This window comes from Paenibacillus sp. B01, assembly GCF_009649995.1.
In the GTDB taxonomy this organism is placed as follows: domain Bacteria; phylum Bacillota; class Bacilli; order Paenibacillales; family Paenibacillaceae; genus Paenibacillus_O; species Paenibacillus_O pasadenensis.
Map to the genome: position 1 here is coordinate 3,848,529 of NZ_CP045802.1, position 19,036 is coordinate 3,867,564.

The window sequence follows — 19,036 nt, forward strand, 5'->3', positions numbered from 1 at the left end:
GTGAGGGTTCACTCATTTCTATTAAAAGATCAGGCCAGCGCGTCTGCCGCCGCTGGAAGGGCCGAACGGGGCGCGCCCATGCACCGGGCCATTCCGAGCCGTACGACGGGAATGTCCATGAACAGCTTCCAAACGAACTCGGTCCGGTAGTTCTCGATCATCAGCAGCGTGATGCCCTTGTCGATTCCGATGACATCCTCCGCATACCATTCGGGCTGCTCGTCGAGGTTGTAGGCATCCTTGAAGCCGTACCTGCCCCAAAGCTTGGGATAGTGAGCATAGTAGTGCTGCATCGCCTCGATGGATTCCTTCGGCGTGAAGACGATCGAGCCGGCCGCGCCGCAAGGCGGAATCGTGCCGTCGACATAGTCGCTTTTGGTCGTATTGGGGTTGGCGCCGTATCCTCCGCTGTAGCCGCGGGGACCGTCGCAGGCGGTCAGTCCCCAGGAATTCGGTCCGAAGGTGGCCGATTTCCCGGCGTGGTCGATGCAGAACTGACGGTTGGCGAGCGTGGCGTTGACGGAGTTCTGGAACCAGTCGACGCCGAACTTGTCTTCTTTGCCGCGGAGATCGAACCAGGCATGCGAGAACTGATAGACGAACAGCGCTCCTCCCGTGCTGTGGATGACCGGGCCGATGCCGCCGTAGTAGCCCAGATAACGGGTAAAGTCCTCGAACATGTCCGCCGGCACGGGATGGGTCGGCGATGCCGCGCCCAGGAAGTACATCATGAACTGCTCGGCGTAATGGTCCCATGTTCCGAAATGCTTGCCGCTCTTGTCGTCATAGCCCATATAGAACTGGTTCGTCTCCGGGTTGCGGTACCAGTCCCATTCGACGCGCTCGTACAGCTCCTGCGCGAGCTCCTCCGCTTCGCCGCCGAAGTATTGTCCCGCCGCAAGCGCGCCGCAGATGAGGATGGCCGTATCGATGACGGACACCTCGCAGCCCCCGTATGGCTTGGCCGTATCCATGTCCAGGAAGTGGAAATAGAAGCCGTGCCTCTGCTCCGCATGCTTCAGGAACGTATTCAGCGTGCCGATCACCCGCCGCTCGGCCTCCGCCTCGCCCGCCCATCCGCGGCTGGCGGCGATGGCGATCGCGGTCAGGCCGTATCCGACCGACGCGATGCTGGACATGGACGGCAGGCCCGGCGCACGGTCGCGGATCAAGCCGTATCCCGGACTGAGCGGGTCTGTGTTGGCTTCCTCCCAAAAAAACTCAAAGCTCTTTCTGCTTTCCAGCTCCAACAGTTCCTCGTTGCTGATCGACGCTCTCATCAGAATTACCTCCGGCTGCTAAATTGGGGAAATCGGCGCTGCGAAGGCGACGGTCAATTGCTCATCGACCTTGGCATGCTGCCTGGACACGATACGGAGCGCATCGCCATCGCGCTCGGCATGATAGGCGGCGCTCGGCTCCGCATCGAGCGGGGTGATCAGCAGGATGACGTCTTCCGGCTGGGTCAGGCGGAACGAGATGGCGCGCTCTTCCACCCTCGTGATCTCTGCGGTCGAGCAAGCGACTGTGACGGCTTCGCTCAGCTTCACCTGCAGCGGCAGCATGACGCCGTCCCGGCTGCCGAGCCGAATCTCGCGTCCGTCCAAGAGCGGCCGCCCGTTTTCATAGAGACGGAACTTCTTGTCGAAGCCGTCGAGATTGAGCAGATGAAGGAATCTCTCGCCCTGCTCATTGCGCGTCGAGGTCATGAAGATGCCGTGCTGCGGACAGTCATGCGCAAGCGCCGCGTGCGCGCCCAGCTTCTCGAGCGCGGTGCGGAACAAGCCGATGTCGCAAGAGCAGCGGGCGGTCAGCACGATCGCGCGGCCCGCGCCGGCCTGAATGTCGAAGCCGCATGCCTTGCCCTCCCCGTGCAGGCGCAAAAGCGTTTCGGCCGAGCCTTCGGCCTGGAACGTCTGGGCGAAATGGGTGCGCGCCTCCGGCCGGGGCGCGGCCCAGCCTTCTGCCACTAGGGAAGGATAGGCATGATTGGAGTCGCGGAAGTCTCCCGCATGCTTCAAGCCGAGCTCATCGGCGAGCAGCGCGCAGGGCTTGCCCTCCATGTCTTGCAGCGGCAGCTCTCCGTAGAGCAGCAGCTTTCCTCCCTCGCGCAAGTAATCGACGAGCTTGGCCTGGACATGGCGGTCCATATACCTTGCGGAGAGCAGCGCCAATACCGGCACCTCCGACGCTCGCAGCGGCTTGTTCTGAATGTCGGACGCGCCGAACCGGTAGCCGGCCAGCAGCATCGCCCGGGCCATCGTCTCCCAGCTCCAGTGGGCGCGATTCGATTCGATATTTTCGTAGATGGCCTTCATCGCCGCGCTTCCGGGATAGCGGTACTCGGTCATGTAGTAGTCCGGGATGAAGGCGAAGGAGACGGCATCGCGCTCCTCCTTCATCGCCGCGAGCTTGTCCTCGACGGCTCGCACCGCGCGGATGCCTCGGGCCATGCGGTCGAACGTATAGTTCAGCTCGCCTTCCGGGCTGACCGGCGCCGCGAAGCCGTGGCGCTCCCCGGTGAAGGCGATGCGGTCGTTCCCGTCGCCGGGCTTGTCCTCCAGCACATAATTGCGGCCGCCGGCGAACAGATAATAATTGATGAGCCGGTTGCCTTGGGCGACGCACATCCGCATTTTCAGATCGGCGGCAGAGATGTCGTACCTGGACGCGAAGGTCGAGCCGAAGTTGCCGTCGCCGCAGTTGAACTCGACCGAGGTCAACGGCTGATGCTCGTCATGGACCGCGTCCATGAAGCCGTTGACCAGGTACAGATCCTGGAATGAATTCATATCCAGATCGCCGAAATAAAGATCCGAGCCGGAAAGATACCCTGGCTTGCCCTCGTACGTCTCGTACAGCTGGCTGATCCCGATCGGGAAGGTGAATCCCCTGCCGCCGCCCGTGCCGTGAATGTTGACGACAAACGGAATGTCCTTCACGCCGCAGGCTTCGGCATACCCCCTCAGCTCATCGACGTAGCGGGCGAATCGGTTCCGCATGTAGCGTCCCAGATCCGCATGCAGGCCGGGAGCGTAATGCTCCTCCGGGGAGCGGATCGCTCTGGCGCGGCTCTCGGCATCCTCCAGGCGGAACGGATAGCGGGCAGCGAGCTGCTCCGGCCCGTAGGCCCGTGCGAGCCAGGAGGCAAAGTCGTCCAGGACGAGATCGGTCAGATCGGGGCCGTTGCTGACCCAGGACAGCATGCCGATCTCATTGTCCAGCTGTACGGCGATGATGTTCCCCCCGTTAGGCTGGAGCCGCGGAGCCGCGATCGCCATCACCGCTTCGTACCAGCGGCGGGAGGCGTCCAGGAATGCCGGCGCGAGGTAATCCACCGTTCGGGTCGCGGCCGGCCGGCCGTCCCAGCCGGACGGGACGATTTCCGGATGCTCCTCGTAGATCCAGTACGGCAAGCCCTCGTTTTTCATCTCCGCCATGATGAACGGACCGGGACGAAGGAAAAAGTACAAGCCGTTGTCGCGGCATAAATCGATGAACCCTCCCAGGTCGAGCTCCGGCCGGGTGCGTCCGTCCAGATCGAGCTCGCCCTTGCGCGGCTCATGGCATAGCCAAGGCACGTAGCTGGCCACCGCATTGCAGCCCGCCAGCTTCAGCTTGTCGATCCGATCCTGCCATTCGTTCCGCTGCAGGCGGAAATAGTGGATTTCGCCGCTCAGAATCAGCTGCGGCTTGCCGTCGATCCGAATCTGCTTGTTGACGATTTCAATCATGATGGAACCCCTTCCTTGCTGCCGGTTGAAAAATAGCAGCCGCATGCCTTGCGGCTGTCAGCGCGCAGGCTCCGCGGGGACGAGCCCGACGGCCTGGACGCCCGCCTTCACGAGCTCGTTCCTGCCGTACAGCTCCCATACGAAGCCGCTGCGGTAATTCTCGATCATCAGCAGCGTAATTCCCTTGTCGATGCCGATCACGTCGGGACTGATCCACGTCGGCGACAGCGCTTCGTTGTAGGCATCGGCCAGGCCGTACTCGCTCCACAGCTCGGGCTTGGCGGCAAAGTGCTTCAGCGCGTCGAGCGCGGCTTCCGGCGTGAACACGATGGAGCCGAGGGCGCCCGCCGGAGCCAGCGTCCCGTCGACGGCATGAGCCGCGTCGTCGAAGCCGGACGGCGGCGACCCGTAGAGGCCGTTGTAGCCGTCCGGTCCGTCGCTCGCGGTAAGTCCCCAGGCGTTCGGACCGAACGTTCCGTAGTCGGAAGCGATGTCGATCGCATACTGCCTGGCGGACTCCGAGGCGGCGACGGAGTTGTCCCACCAGTCGACGCCTTCCCGGTCCGTCAAGCCGCGGAAGTCGAGCCAGCCATGAGTGAACTGGTAGGTGAAGATCGAGCCGAACCAGGAATGGATGAACGGCCTGCCGTTCCCATAGGCTCTTGAATCCCGCTTGAACGCGTAGAACAGATCTCCCTTCACGGGATGGGTGTCGGAGCCTGCGGCAAGCACATACATCATCATCTGCTCCGCGTAGAAGTCCCAGTGTCCGGCGAATCCGCCCTCCGGCGAATAACCCATGTAGAACTGGTTGTTCGCCGGATCCACATACCAGGGCCATTCGACCTGAGCGGCCAGCTCGCCGGCCTTCTCCTTCACGTCGCCGCCGAAATATTCGCCGGCGACGATCGCTCCGTTCAGCGCGATCGCCGTATCGATGACCGAGACCTCGCTTCCCGGAGCCCGCGATCCGTCCCGCATATCCAGGAAATGGTACAGGAACCCATGCTCCTTCGCCGCATGGTTCAGGAGCGTATCCAGCGTGCCCGAAGCGCGCTCTTCCGCCTCCTGCCTCGTCACCCAGCCGCGTTCCGCGCCGATGGCGAGAGCCGTCAGCCCGAAGCCGGTGGACGCGACGCTGGACAAGCCCGGATTGCCGGGAGCCCTGTCCGCGACCAGCCCGTAGCCTTTGCTTCCCGGCTCGGCGTTCGCCTCGTTCCAGAAGAAGTCGAAGCTCAGCCGGCTTTCCTTTTCCAGCAGCGCTTCCGTCTCGCGGTCGAGATTTTCCGCAATGCCCCGGCCCGCGATCTCGGGATCGGCGCAGCCGCCCAGGGCCATGACGAATGCGGCAACGACCATCAGCAGCAGCCCTGTTCGTTTCAGCCGCATGTCATTCCCCCGTCAATCCCGTTTTGTCCACGACCTGCGTGAAATGCTTCTGCGCGATGAGGTAGAGGATGAGCAGCGGCAGCACGATCAGCAGCGTGCCGGCCATCCGGATGGATTCGTTGACATCCGTCACCGAGGAGCCCCCCGTATACATCGCTTTGAAAGAATCGTTGAAAGTTTTCAGCTCCAGCGGCAGCGTCGTCATCGCATTGCCCAAATATAGCGAGGCCAGATACGTCTCGTTCCAATGCCATACCATGGAGAACAGGAAGACGACGACGACAGCCGGCACCGAGATCGGCAGGATGATGCGGAAAAACGTTTTGAACGCGCCCGCTCCGTCGATCTGCGCCGCTTCCTCCAGCGCCGCCGGAATCGTCCGGAAAAACTGGGCGTAGATCAGGATGAACAGCGCGCTTCGGATGCCTTGGGCGAACAGCCCGGGAACGATGAACGGAAGCGGCGTCTCCAGCATGCCGTATTCCTTGAACAGCAGGAACATCGGAATCATGACGACCTGCTTCGGCACAACGAAGGTGACCAGCATCAGCCCGAACAGGATGGACTTGCCCGGGAACTTGTACTTGGCGAAGCCGTAGCCGACAATCGCGCAGGAGATCGTCTGGGCGACGGCGGGCAGCGTCGAGTTCAGCAGCGTGCTTCCGAGCGTCTTCAAATAATGAAGGACGTTCCAGGCCTGGACGAAGTTGTCCACATGCAGGCTGCGCGGAATCCAGGCCACCGTCGGATCCAGCAGGTCGTCCAGGCTCTTGAAGCTTTGCGAGACCATGAACAGCAGCGGATACAAATAAATGAAGCCCGTGCTGATCAGCAGCACGTAGAGAATCGCCTTGAACAGCCAGCCGTCATTGCCCTGGCGTCCCAGCAGCAGGGTCCTCGCTTTATGCAGAGCCCTGCGGGCTTGATCGCGCCGCTCCTGCCGCTGCGGTTCAGGCGCCTCGGCAGCCGGTAAGTCTTTCATGTTGGATCATCCCCCCTTCAGGACCGTCTCGCATGTCGGATCGATGTCTCCTTGCTGCGGAAGAAGAGCACGAACAGCAGCAGCACGATGAATATGACCGCAAAATAGATCCAGGCCAGGGCGCTGGCATAGCCGAAGCCGGTGCCGGCCTTGAACATATTGTCCTGGATCAGCTTGATGACCTCGCTGAAGCCGTTCGTGAACAGGTCGATCACGGTATAGATGAGGTTGACCAGGATGAACGGCTTCACCTCCGGCAGCGTGATTTTCCAGAACGTCACCCAAGGCGACGCCCCGTCCATCGCTGCGGCCTCGTACACCTGAGTGTTCACCTTCTGCAAGCCGGCAAGGAAGATCAGAATCTGCACGCCCGAATACCACAGGATGAGAATGAACTGATTGATGATGCCGATGATCGGGACGGCGAGCCCGGGCGAGAGATTGTCCTCGATCATCGCGACCAGGCCGTACTTCTCGATGACCGGGATCGTAGCCGCTCCCTGGGCGAACAGCTCCTGGACGACCTCCCCACTCGTGATGACGACCGGCAGGAAAAAGATCGCCCGAAACAGATTCCGGCCTCGGATCGGCTGGTTGATGAGCAGGGCTACGAACAGAGAGAATACGATGACGATCGGAATCATGAGCAGATTCGACTTCAGGAACAGGAACAGCTGCTGCGAGAACTCCGCGTCGACCAGAAACGCATCCTTGTAGTTGCTCCAGCCGAGATACCTCGTTTCGATGCCGGTCGGAGTGATCATCACTTTGTTGAAGCTCATATAGAGCGAGAACAAGAGCGGATAGGCCATGAAAACGAGGAATCCGACGATCCACGGAGAGATCAGCGCAAGTCCGATCCAGGCCTCCCGCCTCGACTTGGTCTTTTTCATCCCTGTCCGCCTCCTGTCACGGCCATATCGCGGGCAGGAACCGAGACGGCGCCCGAAGCATAGTCCCTCGACGTGTAATTGATCCAGATCGCCACGCCGTTGCCGTAGCTGACCTTGACGATGCCTTCCTCGATGACTTCGCGGTCCGTCATCTCCGCGTCCATGACTTGCTTCAACGCTTCGTTCGCTTTTGCGTACTGCTTCTTGATCTGCGGCGCCCAGTCGCTGTACTCGGTCGTATACAGATCATTCGAAGGCGTATTCAGAAGCTTCCTTGTCGGCTCTTTCGTCACCAGGAACGACGGATAGGCCCCGTACTCGATCATGCGCAGCAGATCCAGCTCCGGATCGGGATTGTTGTTGCCGTGATCCGCGAAATAATCGAGGCTGCCATGCAGCGCCATCGGCAGAAACGGCACCGTGTCCGTCGAATAGACGAACTGCGACGAGCTCAGCGGCATATTGAAGTAGGCCGCCGCATGCTTCCACATATAATCGTTGGGCTCGAGCCAGGACAGGCCGATGGACTGGCCGGCCGCCTCGTCGCCGAGCTTGCCGTACAGCTCCGCCGCCTCCGAGCGACGGATCGCCTGCTTCTTGTTGAAGTCCGAATACAGCAAGAAGCCGGTGCCGTTGATCGCCACGTTTTGTATGCCGGCTTCGCGGAAGGCTTGAAAGTCTTCCTTTGCGAGTGACAGCGCTTTTTCCGGACGGATCAGGTAGCTCTTGAGATCGCCGAACCGCTCGCGGTTGTACCGGCTGAAGGCATCGAATTCCAGAAGGCGGTTCGTAATCATGCGCACCGAATCGGTGCGAGGCTCCACCCTCGGGCTTTTGTCCTGCATGTACGAGTAGTCGGTATTCAGGTAAAGCTCGATGTCCTGCTGCTTGGCATATGCCGCCAGGCTCCTCAAGCCCTTGCTGCCGCCCAGCGCCGGCTCGAATTTCGGCGCGGCGGGATGGGAGCCGCTCTCGCCGCCCTTGCCCCAGCCTTGCAGGCCGGCACGGATGTTGGAGATGCCGGATTGCTGCAGGTCCTGCAAAATGCTTTGCGCTTCAGAAAATGAAGTCATCTTCACCACTCCGCGCTTCAGCAGTCCGGAAGTCATTTCCGCGCCGAGCATATCGATCCGCAAAGGAATGCCCTTGGAGTCCGGCTTGCTTGCCCGAGGGGCAGGCAGCATGCCGCGCTCCTTCATATAGGAGCGGTAGCTCCGGGCCATCCCGACATAATCCGACTGTTCGCCGCTGAGCAGCCGGTAGCGCACCTGCTTGTCGCCTTCCGTCTTCGTCTTGGTATACATGTTGATGCCGCCCATCGCCTTGCTCGTCGGCTGGTAATAGCCGGAGCGGATAATGAAGCGCGGCGAGATCCAGTAGAAGCTCGTGTTCACTCCGCTCGGATAAGCGACGATTTCGGCATTCATCTTGCCGTCCTCCACGATGCCCAGCAATGCGTTCTGCTTGACGCCATGGACGATGCCGAATACCGGAACTCCGACCTTGTTCATGGCGCCCTCGAAGCCGCCGATTCCCAAGTCGTTGTAATAGATCTGGCCGGTATAAGGCTCGTCGAACGACGTATGGCTGCTTGTAAACCGGATGAGCGCCCCGCTCCCGTCCGGCAGGAGCATGTATCCCGGCACGGACGCGCCGCGCACGGCGCCGAGGAACGGATAGAGCTGCACGGACGCCAGCTTGTCCGGCCCCTTTTCCACGAGGCTGTCGTTCAGCAGCTTGAAGACGACGCCGTCCTCCTCCAGAGCGACCCGAATGTTCAGCGACATCTCGATCGCCGGGAGCTCAAAGGCGATCTCGACGCCGTTGTCGATGCTCGTCACTGCCGCCGCTTTGCCTTGGAGAGACTTGTAGTTGGATGAGGCGCGCTGCCCGTCGCCGGTATAGTAGTCCAGCAGGAAAGGCGACTGCATCGCATTTTTCCAGTCCTCGTTGAGCTGCTCCGCCTGCAGGTCGCTCTCGCTCGGCTCGGAGGACCATACGTATCCGCTGGCCGAATCCTGAAGCTGGATGGCGAAGGTCTGCCTGTTCAGATAGAGGGCCATGGACCCGTTCTCGCCGATCTTCTCGTAGTTCGGCCGGAGCGGCGCGGCCGGAACAGGCTTCTGCGGCTCGGATTCCGGCATCGTGTAGCCGTTGGAGCGGAACAGCAAGGATTCATTTCGAACGTCCGGAAGGGCCGGCTCCAGCGGCGCCTCCGCCTGCGCCTCCGCTTCCGGCTTCGCGGCCGACGGCTCCGACCGCGGCCGATCGCCTCCGCCTGCGGCATCCGTCGGGCGGACGTCATAGGCGTTCAGGAGCGCGGCCCCGCCGAGGACGATCGCGGCCGCAAGCAGCAGCAGCTTCCTTTTTCCGGTATCAGACACGATATTTCACCTCTTCCGCCAAGCTCAGCACGAAGTCCCACACCTGGTTGGACAAGCCGAAGAATATGAATGCGATCAGAGCCATGACGGCCATTCCCGAAATCGTCATCGCAATGTTCTTGAACGTTTCCTTGATCTCATAGCCGTGAATCTCCTTCACCATCACCACCATCAGGAACAGGCACCACAGAAGGATGAACAGCCGGGAGTAATCGTAGACGACCGCCTCCAGCAGCGTCAGGCCATTGGACATGATCGTGACCGGCGCGGAGAAAAGGATATACGGGCTGAGCGCATAGACCGAGCCTTTATAGACGTCCTTGAATTTCCCTTCGCCGTCGTTGATGACGCTCACCAGATAGTTGCACAGCACCCAGGCAAAGAAAGGAAGCAGCAGCTTCAGCACCTCTCCGAGCAGGTTGACCCTCTGCGGATCGACGCCGCTGAAGATGAAGTTCGTCCCGAGCACCTCATAGATCCGGACCGCCACCATGGCGAGGAGCAGCAGGGTGGCCGACAGCACCGAGGCGCGGCCGTTCTCCAGCTCGTAATAACCGTCGAACGGATGCCTCAGCATTCGGAAGGCGTGCAGCAGCTGCCCGACGAGCTTCCTCTCCTTGGCTCGGCGCGCCGCCCGCACGACCGGAGCGCCGAACCCCTTGGAGCGGTATAGCCGTCTCAGGAGGAGCCACAGCGCCGCGGCTCCCGCCATCGCGAGCAGGATCTTCGACAAATGGCTCATCATCCAGGCCCGCCGCAGCTCCCAGTACGTATTGGAATATTCATTGACGTTGCGGGCGAACTTCAGCTCCTCGAATGCTTTGCCGTATTCGCCTTGCTTGTAATAGGCGAGTCCGAGCCCGACATGCGCCAGATCGAACAGGCTGTTCTGACGGAGCACTTCCCGCCACGGCTCCAGGCTCTGCACGTATTTGCCGTCCAGGTACAGGCCGATCGCCTTGTAGACGAGCTGGGCGAACGGAGTCGGCTTGAACAGCTGGATGTTGGCGCGCTCCTTGTCGAGCACGTACACCATGCCGCTGCCGCTGACCGCGATCGCGGACGGAGACTTGAAGTAGCCGAGCCGCTGATACCCCGTGTCGTTGCCTCCGAAGCTGAACAGCATGCTGCCGTCCTTGTCGTAGACGCTGATATAGCCTTCGACCGAGTCCGCCGCGAAGATGCTGCCCATGCCGTCGACGGCGATGTCCGCGACCGTCGGGCTCATGTAGGTGGAGGCGTTCAGCAGGTCGTCCCCGGCTACGTTCAGCTTCTTGATGCTGTTGCTCTCGACTCCGGACGTCGACGTGTAGATCAGGCCGTCCTGATCGACGGTCAGGTTGGACGGTGACGGAGGAAGCTTCTGCGACAGCTGGCTCAGCTGCTTGTCGGTGAAGAAGATTTTCTGAACGGCTCTCTCCAGGTCGAACCCGGTGCGGTTGCCCCCGAAATAACCGAGGAAATCGCCGTCGGGGCTGAGCTCCGCAAGTCCTTGGATCAGCCCTTCTCCAACGACGTAAATGTTTCCGCGCTTGTCCGCCGCCACCTTGCGCGGCTTGAACTCGTTGGTCTTGCCGAACAGCAGCGACTCGGGCTTGCCGATCGCCCTCTGCTTGCTCCCGTCGGGGCCGAAAACGACGACCTGGCCGGCCCCATAGTCCGCCGCGTAGATCGAGCCGGCCTCGTCCACGTAGATTCCGGTAGGCTCGTCCAGCTCGCCCTCTCCGATGACGCGGACTTTATCGCCCTGCTCGTCAAGCTCCAGAATTCTGGCATTGCCGGTATCCGCAACGAATAGATGGCCGCGGCTGTCGATGAACAGATCCTCCGGCTGGTCCAGCTCAAGGCTGAAGCCGCTGTCCGCAGCGGCCAGCCGGGCTCCTTCCTCTCCGAAGATGCTGTGCCCGTCCACGATTCCGATCGGGAGATAGGCGCTTTGCGTCGGTCGGAACTGCCCTTCGGCATTGATCGTAAAGGACTCGTACGAGGCTGCCTGCGCCGGCATCGAGGCGAACAGCAGGGAGAACGCCAGGCCGGCCAGCAGACAGAATGTCGGTTTTCTCATCGTTCTCCCCCTCTACTTGATTCCGGAATGCGCCATCGTGTCCATGACCCGGCTTTGCATGAAGATGAATATGACCAGGTTGGGCAGGAACATGAACAAGGCCGCCGCCGCCGCCATCCCTTGGCCGGCCACGTTGTTGCCGACCGTCGTCGTCAGCGTAGTCATATAGAAGGCGAACGTCTTCAGCGTCTCCTGGCTCATATAGAGGGCCGACGTCTCGGTGTTGTTCCACGAGGCCTGGAACGCCAGGATCGCGACCGTCGCCATCGCCGGATGGATGACCGGCAGCACGATCCTCGCGAACACGGTCATATCGTTCGCTCCGTCCATGCGGGCCGCCTCGATCAGCTCGTTCGGAATCTGATCGACGAACTGCTTGATCAGGAACACTCCGACCGGCAAGGCCAGCAGCGGCAGGATATGGCCCGCGTAGCTGTTGATCAGGCCGAGCTTCTCCACGACGAGGTACCTCGGAATCGTGACCGCCGCCGGCACGAACATCAGGGCGATCGTATTCACCTCGAACAACGCCTTGCGCCATTTGAACTGCTTCTTGGAGAGCGCGTACCCGGTCATGGCGCTGGCGATCAGCGAGAGCACGACGACGACGACGGTGATGAGCAGGCTGTTGAACAAATACTTGGTCGCCGGTATCCTGCTCATATCCGCCACGGCCAGAAGGCTGTACACATTTTCCAGCGTCGGCTTCTGGACGAGGAACGCCGGCGGGAACACGAACAATTCATCCAGCGGCTTGAGCGACTGGGAGAAAATAAAAACGATTGGAAGCACCATGAACATGCCGAGCGGAATCAGAAACAGATAGAATTTCAGCTGTCCGAGACTGAAGCGGCTCGGATTGATTTTATTTCCGTGAAAGGAAGCCAGCACGAACACGCTCCTTATTCTTTTTCTCCGAACAGCCGCCAGGACAGCTTCGTGAATCCATAGATGACGAGCAGCAGCACGACGGACACCGCCGATGCGTATCCCATGTCATAGCGGATGAATCCGTAGTCGGCGATATGGTTGATCAGCAGCTGTCCGGCATATTGAGGCGTCGGATTCGCTCCAGACAGCTGCACGCCGATCTCTCCGCCTTGGAAGGTGCCGACGATCGCCATCACCGCCCCGAACAGCATTTGCGGCTTCATGGACGGAATCGTGATATACCACACTTCCTGCAGCCGGTTCTGGATGCCGTCGATGTAGCCCGCTTCGTACATCTCCGGGTTGACGTTCAAGATGCCCGCGAGCATCGCCAGGAAGCCGACGCCCATGCTGTTCCACAGCGTCACCGCGATCATGATCGGCATCAGATAATGGGGAGACTGCGTCCACTGGATCGGCTCGTTGATGAACCCCCAGTCGATCAGGAAGGCGTTCAGATAGCCGGTGCTGTCGCCGCTGAACACCGTCAGCCATACGACCGCCATGGCGACTGCCGCCGTCAACGACGGCGAATACAGCGCCAGCGCCAGCAAGGTGCGCGATTTCCGCGGAATCTGCGCCAGCAGCCAGGCCAGCCAGAACGACAGGATGTACCCGCCCGGCCCGACGAGAAGCGCGAACTTGATCGTGTTCGGCAGCACGTACATCATGAACTCGCTGTCCTGCGTCAGCAGGTTCACATAGTTCTGCAGGCCGATGAATTCCGGCGCCTGCACCGTGTTGAAATAGGTGAACGACAGGCCGATCGCGGCCAGCACGGGGACGACGATGAACATGGAGAACAGGATCAGATAAGGGCCCAGGAAGAGATAGGCCGACAATTCATCGCGGAATCCCTTCTTCTGATGCCACTTCAGCCTCAGCGGCTTCTCTTCGGCCGAGCGCGGCGGGCTGCCAGGAGCCAGCTCAGAGGAAGCTTTCATCGGGATTCTCACCTGCCTTTCTCGTCAAGAAGCCTCGGCACTTCCAGCGGCTTGACCAGCTTGCCGTTTTTCATATACTTGAACTCCTCCAGCTTCTTGACCATCTCGCGGTTCGTGAGGATCGTGGCGTCCTCGATGGCGCGCCGCGGGTTGACGCCATTGAACACGATCTTGTTCCAGGCGTCGCTGAGCATCCTCTCGAGCATGTAGTCGCCAGGCAGATGCGGCACGTCCTTCAGCCACTTCCACTGCTCCTGGATGACGCCGATATCCTCTTTCGGCCACGGCATCTGGTCGAACGCCTCCAGATTCGCGGTGTTCCACTTGTAGGTCGGCCCGTAGATCGTCTGCATGCGGTTGCCGAAGGAAACCTGCGTCTCCTTGGACGTCCACCACTTGAGCAGCTCCCAGGCATCCGCCTGGCGCTTGCTGTCCTTGAAAATGACGGCGGACTGCCCCGTTCCCGTCTGCCAGCGTCCGATCTTCCCGTCCGCATCCTGCACGCCAGGCGCGGGAGCGATGCCCCAGAGGCCGCTGATTTCCGGCGCGGCCGATGTGAGCTGCACATACGTGGCGAAATCGGATATGCCGATCGGCAGGCTGCCGTCGCGGAAATGGTTGTAGAAGCTCGGCACGTTGAGCGGCAGATTGTAGACGGTGAACAAATCCGTCATCTGCTTGATGCCCGCAACGGCGTTTTCGGAGTCGATCGCCGCTCCGGCTCCGTCGTCCTTGAACAGCTCTCCTCCGCTTTGGTAGATGAAGGGAGCGGTCAGCGTCAACGGCTTCAATCCTCCTGTCTGCGACAGCGGATGGAAGAAATTCAGGCCATAGCGCTGCAGGTCGGGCAAAATGCGCCGCACGTCGTCCATCGTCTCCGGAAGCGGGATATCAAGCGCGTTCAGGATATCCTTGCGGTAGTACATCACCCAGAAGTTCTGCGTTTCCGGAAGGGCATACGCTCCCCCGTCGAACCGGAAAGGCAGCATCGCTCCCGGCGAGAAGCGCTTCGCGACTTCTTCGTAATCGGGAAACTGCGAAAGATCGGACAAGGTTCCCCGCACGGCCAGGTTGAACGGCGTCACGTTGTTGATCGACAGCGCCATGTCCGGCGAGCTGCCGGCGGCATTGGCGAGGATCAGCTTCGTCTCGTCCGGCATGAGGGAAAAGGAAACCTTGATGCCGGTCTTTCGGGTGAACTCCTCGTCGGCCTCATGCTGCAGCATCGTGACGTATTGCCGCGGACGGTTGACCCATACTTGCAGCTCATCGGGATCGCCGCCGCCTACCTTGGAGTAATCTTTCGTGAACGAGGCGAGAAAGGCGCTCACGTTCGCGGACAGCCGGCTGAACAAGCCGGCTTGGGCGGAAGGCAGCTTGCTGTCCGAATAAACGTAGATGCGGTCCACGGTCAGCGGCTGATTGGGTAGCTTGCCGAGCGAGGTTCCCAGCATCTGCATGATCGAGCCCGAGCCCTCGGACAATTGCGCGTATTTATACGGGAGCGAGTTCGGGTCCTCCGCCAGGTTGCGCAGCCTCTGGGCGGAGATGACCAGAGACTGGGCGGCATCCGGACTGCGGGAAATTTGCGCCGCAAGCGTCGCGTACCGGCTGTCCAGCTCGTCCGCGTACGCGAGCAGCCGGTCGGCGACTCCCGGAATCTGCTCCGTCAAATCCCAGTCGCGGTTGGAGTCCTGCGTATTTCCCGTCGCCATCTTCACCTCGATCGCCAGGTCATTGATTCCGCTCATGACCGACTTGATCGTCCGGATCGTCTCCCTGTACGGAGCATCGTTCGCCGTCAGCTTGAGGCTGTGCCGCCCTTGCTGCAGCTGAAACAGATACGGCTCGCCGTCCGCGCTCTCCAGCGTCTTGTTTTTCCAGCTCTTCGTAAACGGGAATACCACCCGCCGCATTTCCTCGAACGGAAGCTCGCCATCTATTTCCAGCGTCCGGTATACCGGCATGTCGGTTCCCGTCTCGCTCGTATTCGTATTTTGCTTGTATTTGATCGCGATCCGATACTCGCCGTCTGCCGGCACGTCGAACGTCCACGACACGCTTTGCCCGCTCCGCTGCCAGGAATCCCCGCCGATGGCGTTCAGCAGCTGCCGGCGGCTGTCGAACGGGATCGAAGAAGGACTGCCGTCCGCCTGGACGCGAATGAACGGCTGGTTCTTGCTCGAAGCGCGCTCTCCCTCGACCGCGACAAGGGCTGGAGGAGCTTGCTTGAGCTTTCCTTGCCGGGCATAGTCCTCATAGGAAGGCGCCGACGCGGGACTGGTCAGAGCTGCCGCGCCCAAGAGAGCCGGCTCGCCGATGAACGGAAGGGAAATCAAGTTCTCGCCTTTTTCCAAATAAAACAGCAGGGGACGGTCATCCGCGGATGCCGGGTCTGCAATCGTCTGCTTCATCCAGCCTGGAATCATTTTTTGGCCGGGCAAAATATCGTTTCCGAGCGAATCCTTTTCGAACGGATCGTTGTCGTCCTTCCACAGCTTGTCGAGCTCGAACTGACGGGCCTGAAAATAAGGGTAGTCGCCGTTGATCTTGATTCCTCGCTGGATGGACAGAATTTGCCCGCTCAGCGGGTAGTAGTCAAGCTCCAGATTGTACAAGCCGCTTTGCGGCACGTCGACCGGAATTTCGACCTCCAGCGTCTTCTCGTCCCAGCGAAGCACTTCCTTGCCGTACCCTTCGCTTTGCGATGCCGCCAAAAGCGGTGCGGGCCGTCCCTCGACGCGGAATTCCCGAGCCGGCAATTCGACCCGAACGCCTGCCGCCTCTACAGCCCCTTCTTTCCTCCATCGGTCCAGCACGTCGAAATAGTCGTCTTCGACGACCGTCTGGGCATCGGCTTGACCTTGCTTGTCCGCTCCCTTCTCGCGGGCGTCCTTTTCCTTGGATTCGCCGCTGCCGGAGGAAGCTCCGCCAAACAACGCGTCCAGCACGTCGGAATCGCTGGCCGCTGGCCGCGCGCTGCCGGCGGTTCCTTCCGCCGCCGCGCGGTGGAGCGTCCAAACGGGCGCTTCGATGCCGCCGAGCAGCATGACGCCGATCAATCCGATGGTCAGCCACTTTCTCCTCATCATCCACCACTCCCGGATCCAGCGGAGGTTCCCTCCCCGGGAGACCGGGGAGAGACGTCCTGGTTTACTTGGTCGCAGCGTCGATCTGCTGCTTGTTCTGGTTGAAGATGTCCATCGCTTTTTTCTGAATATCCTTGGCGACGTCTTCCGGCTTGACCTTGAGCGTCACGAGCTCTTTTTTCGTGTCGTACGGATTCAGCACTTTATCGATGATTTCCGCATCGCCCGGCAGCCATTTGTAGCCGTCGACGAATCCGTTCGGGATTCCGGCGATGACGTCTTTCAGGCCCGGGGCCGTGAACGTTGTTTTCAGATAAGCGTCCCACACCTCGCGGTCGTTGAGGAGCGGCATCGTGACGATCGGCTTCTCGATATTGTTGATCCGCTCCAGCCAGCCTTCCTTGGAATACGTCAGGAATTTGATGAACGCCATCGCTTCTTTCGGGTGCTTCGTATTTTGCGCCATGCCGATGTAATCCGTAATCATCGGCACGCGTTGGCCGTCTTTCCCAGGCAGAGGCAGGAAGTCCCAGTTGAACTTGGCATTTTTCTGCACATCGGCAAACGCCCAGTTCGCATCGATCTTCATGCCGACTTTCCCCATCAGGAAGCCGCTCTTGTCTTTGCCGTACCATTTGTCCTGCTCTTTGCGGTCGTACAGATCCACCGAGGATTTGTTGTTGTAGACGACCTTGTTGATCCAGTGAATCGTTTCGGAGAAAGCCGGCTTGTCAAAGTTGAACTGCGTGCCGTCGTACGTCAGCCAGCCCAGCTTGGAGTCGAATTGCGGAACGAACATTTCGCGCGCGCCAAGGATGTTTTCAATTCCGTACTGGTGGTCGCTTGGCTTCGTCAGCTTCTTGGCGATCTTCTCGAACTCTTCGATCGTCCAATCCGCTTTCGGCAGCGGGATGTTCTCTTTGTTGAACAAATCGACGTTGATGAGGACCCCTTGCGTGAACAGCTGATGGGGCAGGACATATTGCTTGCCGTTGTACCGGCCCGTCTCGCTGAGGTTGTTGAAAATGTTCTCCTCGTTGTAGTCGGGATCTTCCTCGAGCAGCGGAGTCAGGTCGGCCAGCCAGTTGCTCGAGACGTTGCCCGGCGCGTTGAAGACGAAGAACACATCCGGCAGCTTGCCAGCGGCGGCCGCGGCTCCGAGCTTCTCGTCCCACGGCCAGGTGACGGACTTGTCGATCTCGACCTTGATGTTCGGGTGCAATTTCTGGAAGGCGTCGATTTTCTTCTGCTCGACGACAGGATCGTTCCAAGTGCCGAATTTCAACGTGACCGTCTCACCGGCTGGAACGTCTGCTTGTTCCCCGGCAGTATTGCTCTCTCCGTTGCTTGCTGCGCCGGAATCCGACGGAGCCGGCTCCGCGGCGGCTTGGTTCTGCGCCGGCGCAGGGGCGGTATTGCCCGCTTCATTGCCTGAGCCGCTGCATCCGGCGAGAACGAATACGATCATGATCATGGCCGTCATACCCGTAGCGAGTAATTTCTTCATAGCCGATTTCCCCCTGGTCCATAGTTTGATAAGATGCTGACGAACTTTCCACCTCAAATGAATGCGCTTACATTAAGCGAGGCATCCCCTCCCGCTTGAAGCCTCGTTTCGGCGACAAGCCCGATATGTATCCGCTTCCATTGCTTGGAGCTTTTTTCCTTGCTGATTCATCAAACGATGAGCTCATCAATCGAAACGATTCGATCAACACGAATTATATCCCAGCGCTTTGGAAAAAACAAGACTATAAATCGCTTACATTGGATAGGGGCCACGGAAGACAAAAAAGCCTCCACGCGAAAGCTCGCTGGAGGCGGTATCGAATTCCTTACTTCACGGCCGCGAAAAACAGCCGCTCCGACTGCTCCGTCGGCTCGTGCAGGCGGAAGTCCGCGTAGCGGTCGACGCGGGAGAAGCCGGCGGCGCGCAGCGCGGAGGCGATCCAGTCCGGATCGTAGGCGCGCTGCTGATGCACTTCCTCGAAGCGCACGAACCGGCCTTCGCGGTCGGACTCGTCGCGCGCGAAAATCGTAAGATGATGGCGGATCTCGACGCGCTCGTCGTCAAGCTCGGACGTCCAGATGTAGCCGACGTCGCGCTCGTCGAGCGTGAACGGCTGCTCCTCGGCGTAGCGGCGCAGCGTGAGCGGCGCATGGACGTCGAACAGCAGCGCGCCTCCCGGCTTCAGTCCCCGATAGGCTGCGCGGAACGCCGCCTCGACGTCTTCTTCCTCTGTCAGGTAGTTGAGGCAGTCGCAGAAGCTGATCGCCGCGTCGACCGGCTGCGGCAGCTCCCAGTCGCGCATGTCCTGCTGCAGCCAGCGGACCGAGCCCGCGCGCGGACGGATCGCCTGCTGCGGCGTCTCGTCCCACTTGCTGCGGGCGATCGCCAGCATGTCGGCCGACAGGTCGATGCCGAACACGGTGAAGCCGGACTTCGCCAGCGGAATCGCCAGGCTGCCGGTGCCGCAGCCGAGATCGGCCACCGTTTCCGGGATGCCGTAGCGGTCCCAGCACTCCCGCATGAAGCGGATCCAGTCCGGATACGGCATGTCCTCCATGAGCCGGTCGTAGACGCCGGCGAATTGACGATACGCTCTCATCGCGTTCGCATCTCCTT

12 protein-coding genes are annotated in these 19,036 nt (G+C 60.5%); all 12 read right to left on the reverse strand.

Going from position 1 to position 19,036, the window contains the following annotated elements; translation table 11 throughout:
* Positions 1 to 29: 29 nt before the first annotated feature.
* Positions 30 to 1,280, reverse strand: a complete 1,251-nt coding sequence (locus tag GE073_RS16585; protein WP_153783881.1) for a glucoamylase family protein — start codon at positions 1,278 to 1,280, stop codon at positions 30 to 32.
* Positions 1,281 to 1,298: 18 nt separating this feature from the next.
* Complete coding sequence (locus tag GE073_RS16590; RefSeq protein ID WP_153783882.1) at positions 1,299 to 3,734, reverse strand: beta-galactosidase; 2,436 nt, start codon at positions 3,732 to 3,734, stop codon at positions 1,299 to 1,301.
* Positions 3,735 to 3,791: 57 nt separating this feature from the next.
* The gene (locus GE073_RS16595; protein ID WP_228551584.1) at positions 3,792 to 5,123 is read right to left on the reverse strand and encodes a glucoamylase family protein; all 1,332 of its coding nucleotides are present in this window, start codon (positions 5,121 to 5,123) and stop codon (positions 3,792 to 3,794) included.
* 1 nt (position 5,124) lies between these two features.
* Positions 5,125 to 6,105 carry a carbohydrate ABC transporter permease gene (locus GE073_RS16600; protein ID WP_153783883.1) on the reverse strand — a complete coding sequence of 327 codons (981 nt, stop codon included), beginning with the start codon at positions 6,103 to 6,105 and terminating at the stop codon, positions 5,125 to 5,127.
* Between the two features lie 17 nt (positions 6,106 to 6,122).
* Positions 6,123 to 6,998 carry a carbohydrate ABC transporter permease gene (locus tag GE073_RS16605; RefSeq protein WP_153783884.1) on the reverse strand — a complete coding sequence of 292 codons (876 nt, stop codon included), beginning with the start codon at positions 6,996 to 6,998 and terminating at the stop codon, positions 6,123 to 6,125.
* Positions 6,995 to 9,382: a DUF5696 domain-containing protein gene (locus GE073_RS16610; RefSeq protein ID WP_153783885.1), complete on the reverse strand. Its 2,388-nt coding sequence runs from the start codon at positions 9,380 to 9,382 to the stop codon at positions 6,995 to 6,997. Before GE073_RS16610 ends, GE073_RS16605 begins: the two co-directional genes overlap by 4 nt.
* A complete protein-coding gene (locus GE073_RS16615; RefSeq protein ID WP_153783886.1) occupies positions 9,375 to 11,447 on the reverse strand; it encodes a YIP1 family protein in 2,073 nt (690 codons plus the stop codon). Before GE073_RS16615 ends, GE073_RS16610 begins: the two co-directional genes overlap by 8 nt.
* Before the next feature lie 12 nt (positions 11,448 to 11,459).
* On the reverse strand, positions 11,460 to 12,338 hold the full coding sequence (locus tag GE073_RS16620; protein ID WP_228551586.1) for a carbohydrate ABC transporter permease: 879 nt from the start codon (positions 12,336 to 12,338) through the stop codon (positions 11,460 to 11,462).
* 11 nt (positions 12,339 to 12,349) lie between these two features.
* On the reverse strand, positions 12,350 to 13,321 hold the full coding sequence (locus GE073_RS16625; protein WP_153783887.1) for a carbohydrate ABC transporter permease: 972 nt from the start codon (positions 13,319 to 13,321) through the stop codon (positions 12,350 to 12,352).
* An 8-nt stretch (positions 13,322 to 13,329) separates the two neighbouring features.
* On the reverse strand, positions 13,330 to 16,413 hold the full coding sequence (locus GE073_RS16630) for an extracellular solute-binding protein (protein ID WP_153783888.1): 3,084 nt from the start codon (positions 16,411 to 16,413) through the stop codon (positions 13,330 to 13,332).
* A 61-nt stretch (positions 16,414 to 16,474) separates the two neighbouring features.
* The gene (locus GE073_RS16635) at positions 16,475 to 17,917 is read right to left on the reverse strand and encodes an extracellular solute-binding protein (RefSeq protein WP_153783889.1); all 1,443 of its coding nucleotides are present in this window, start codon (positions 17,915 to 17,917) and stop codon (positions 16,475 to 16,477) included.
* 328 nt (positions 17,918 to 18,245) lie between these two features.
* Positions 18,246 to 19,019, reverse strand: a complete 774-nt coding sequence (locus GE073_RS16640; RefSeq protein WP_153783890.1) for a class I SAM-dependent DNA methyltransferase — start codon at positions 19,017 to 19,019, stop codon at positions 18,246 to 18,248.
* Positions 19,020 to 19,036: the final 17 nt, after the last annotated feature.

Bases quoted from the DNA above. Each gene is read 5' to 3' on its own strand.
- GE073_RS16585 (WP_153783881.1), bottom strand. From the start codon at position 1,280: ATGAGAGCGTCGATCAGCAACGAGGAACTGTTGGAGCTGGAAAGCAGA.
- GE073_RS16590 (WP_153783882.1), bottom strand. From the start codon at position 3,734: ATGATTGAAATCGTCAACAAGCAGATTCGGATCGACGGCAAGCCGCAG.
- GE073_RS16595 (WP_228551584.1), bottom strand. From the start codon at position 5,123: ATGCGGCTGAAACGAACAGGGCTGCTGCTGATGGTCGTTGCCGCATTC.
- GE073_RS16600 (WP_153783883.1), bottom strand. From the start codon at position 6,105: ATGAAAGACTTACCGGCTGCCGAGGCGCCTGAACCGCAGCGGCAGGAG.
- GE073_RS16605 (WP_153783884.1), bottom strand. From the start codon at position 6,998: ATGAAAAAGACCAAGTCGAGGCGGGAGGCCTGGATCGGACTTGCGCTG.
- GE073_RS16615 (WP_153783886.1), bottom strand. From the start codon at position 11,447: ATGAGAAAACCGACATTCTGTCTGCTGGCCGGCCTGGCGTTCTCCCTG.
- GE073_RS16625 (WP_153783887.1), bottom strand. From the start codon at position 13,321: ATGAAAGCTTCCTCTGAGCTGGCTCCTGGCAGCCCGCCGCGCTCGGCC.
- GE073_RS16630 (WP_153783888.1), bottom strand. From the start codon at position 16,413: ATGATGAGGAGAAAGTGGCTGACCATCGGATTGATCGGCGTCATGCTG.
- GE073_RS16635 (WP_153783889.1), bottom strand. From the start codon at position 17,917: ATGAAGAAATTACTCGCTACGGGTATGACGGCCATGATCATGATCGTA.
- GE073_RS16640 (WP_153783890.1), bottom strand. From the start codon at position 19,019: ATGAGAGCGTATCGTCAATTCGCCGGCGTCTACGACCGGCTCATGGAG.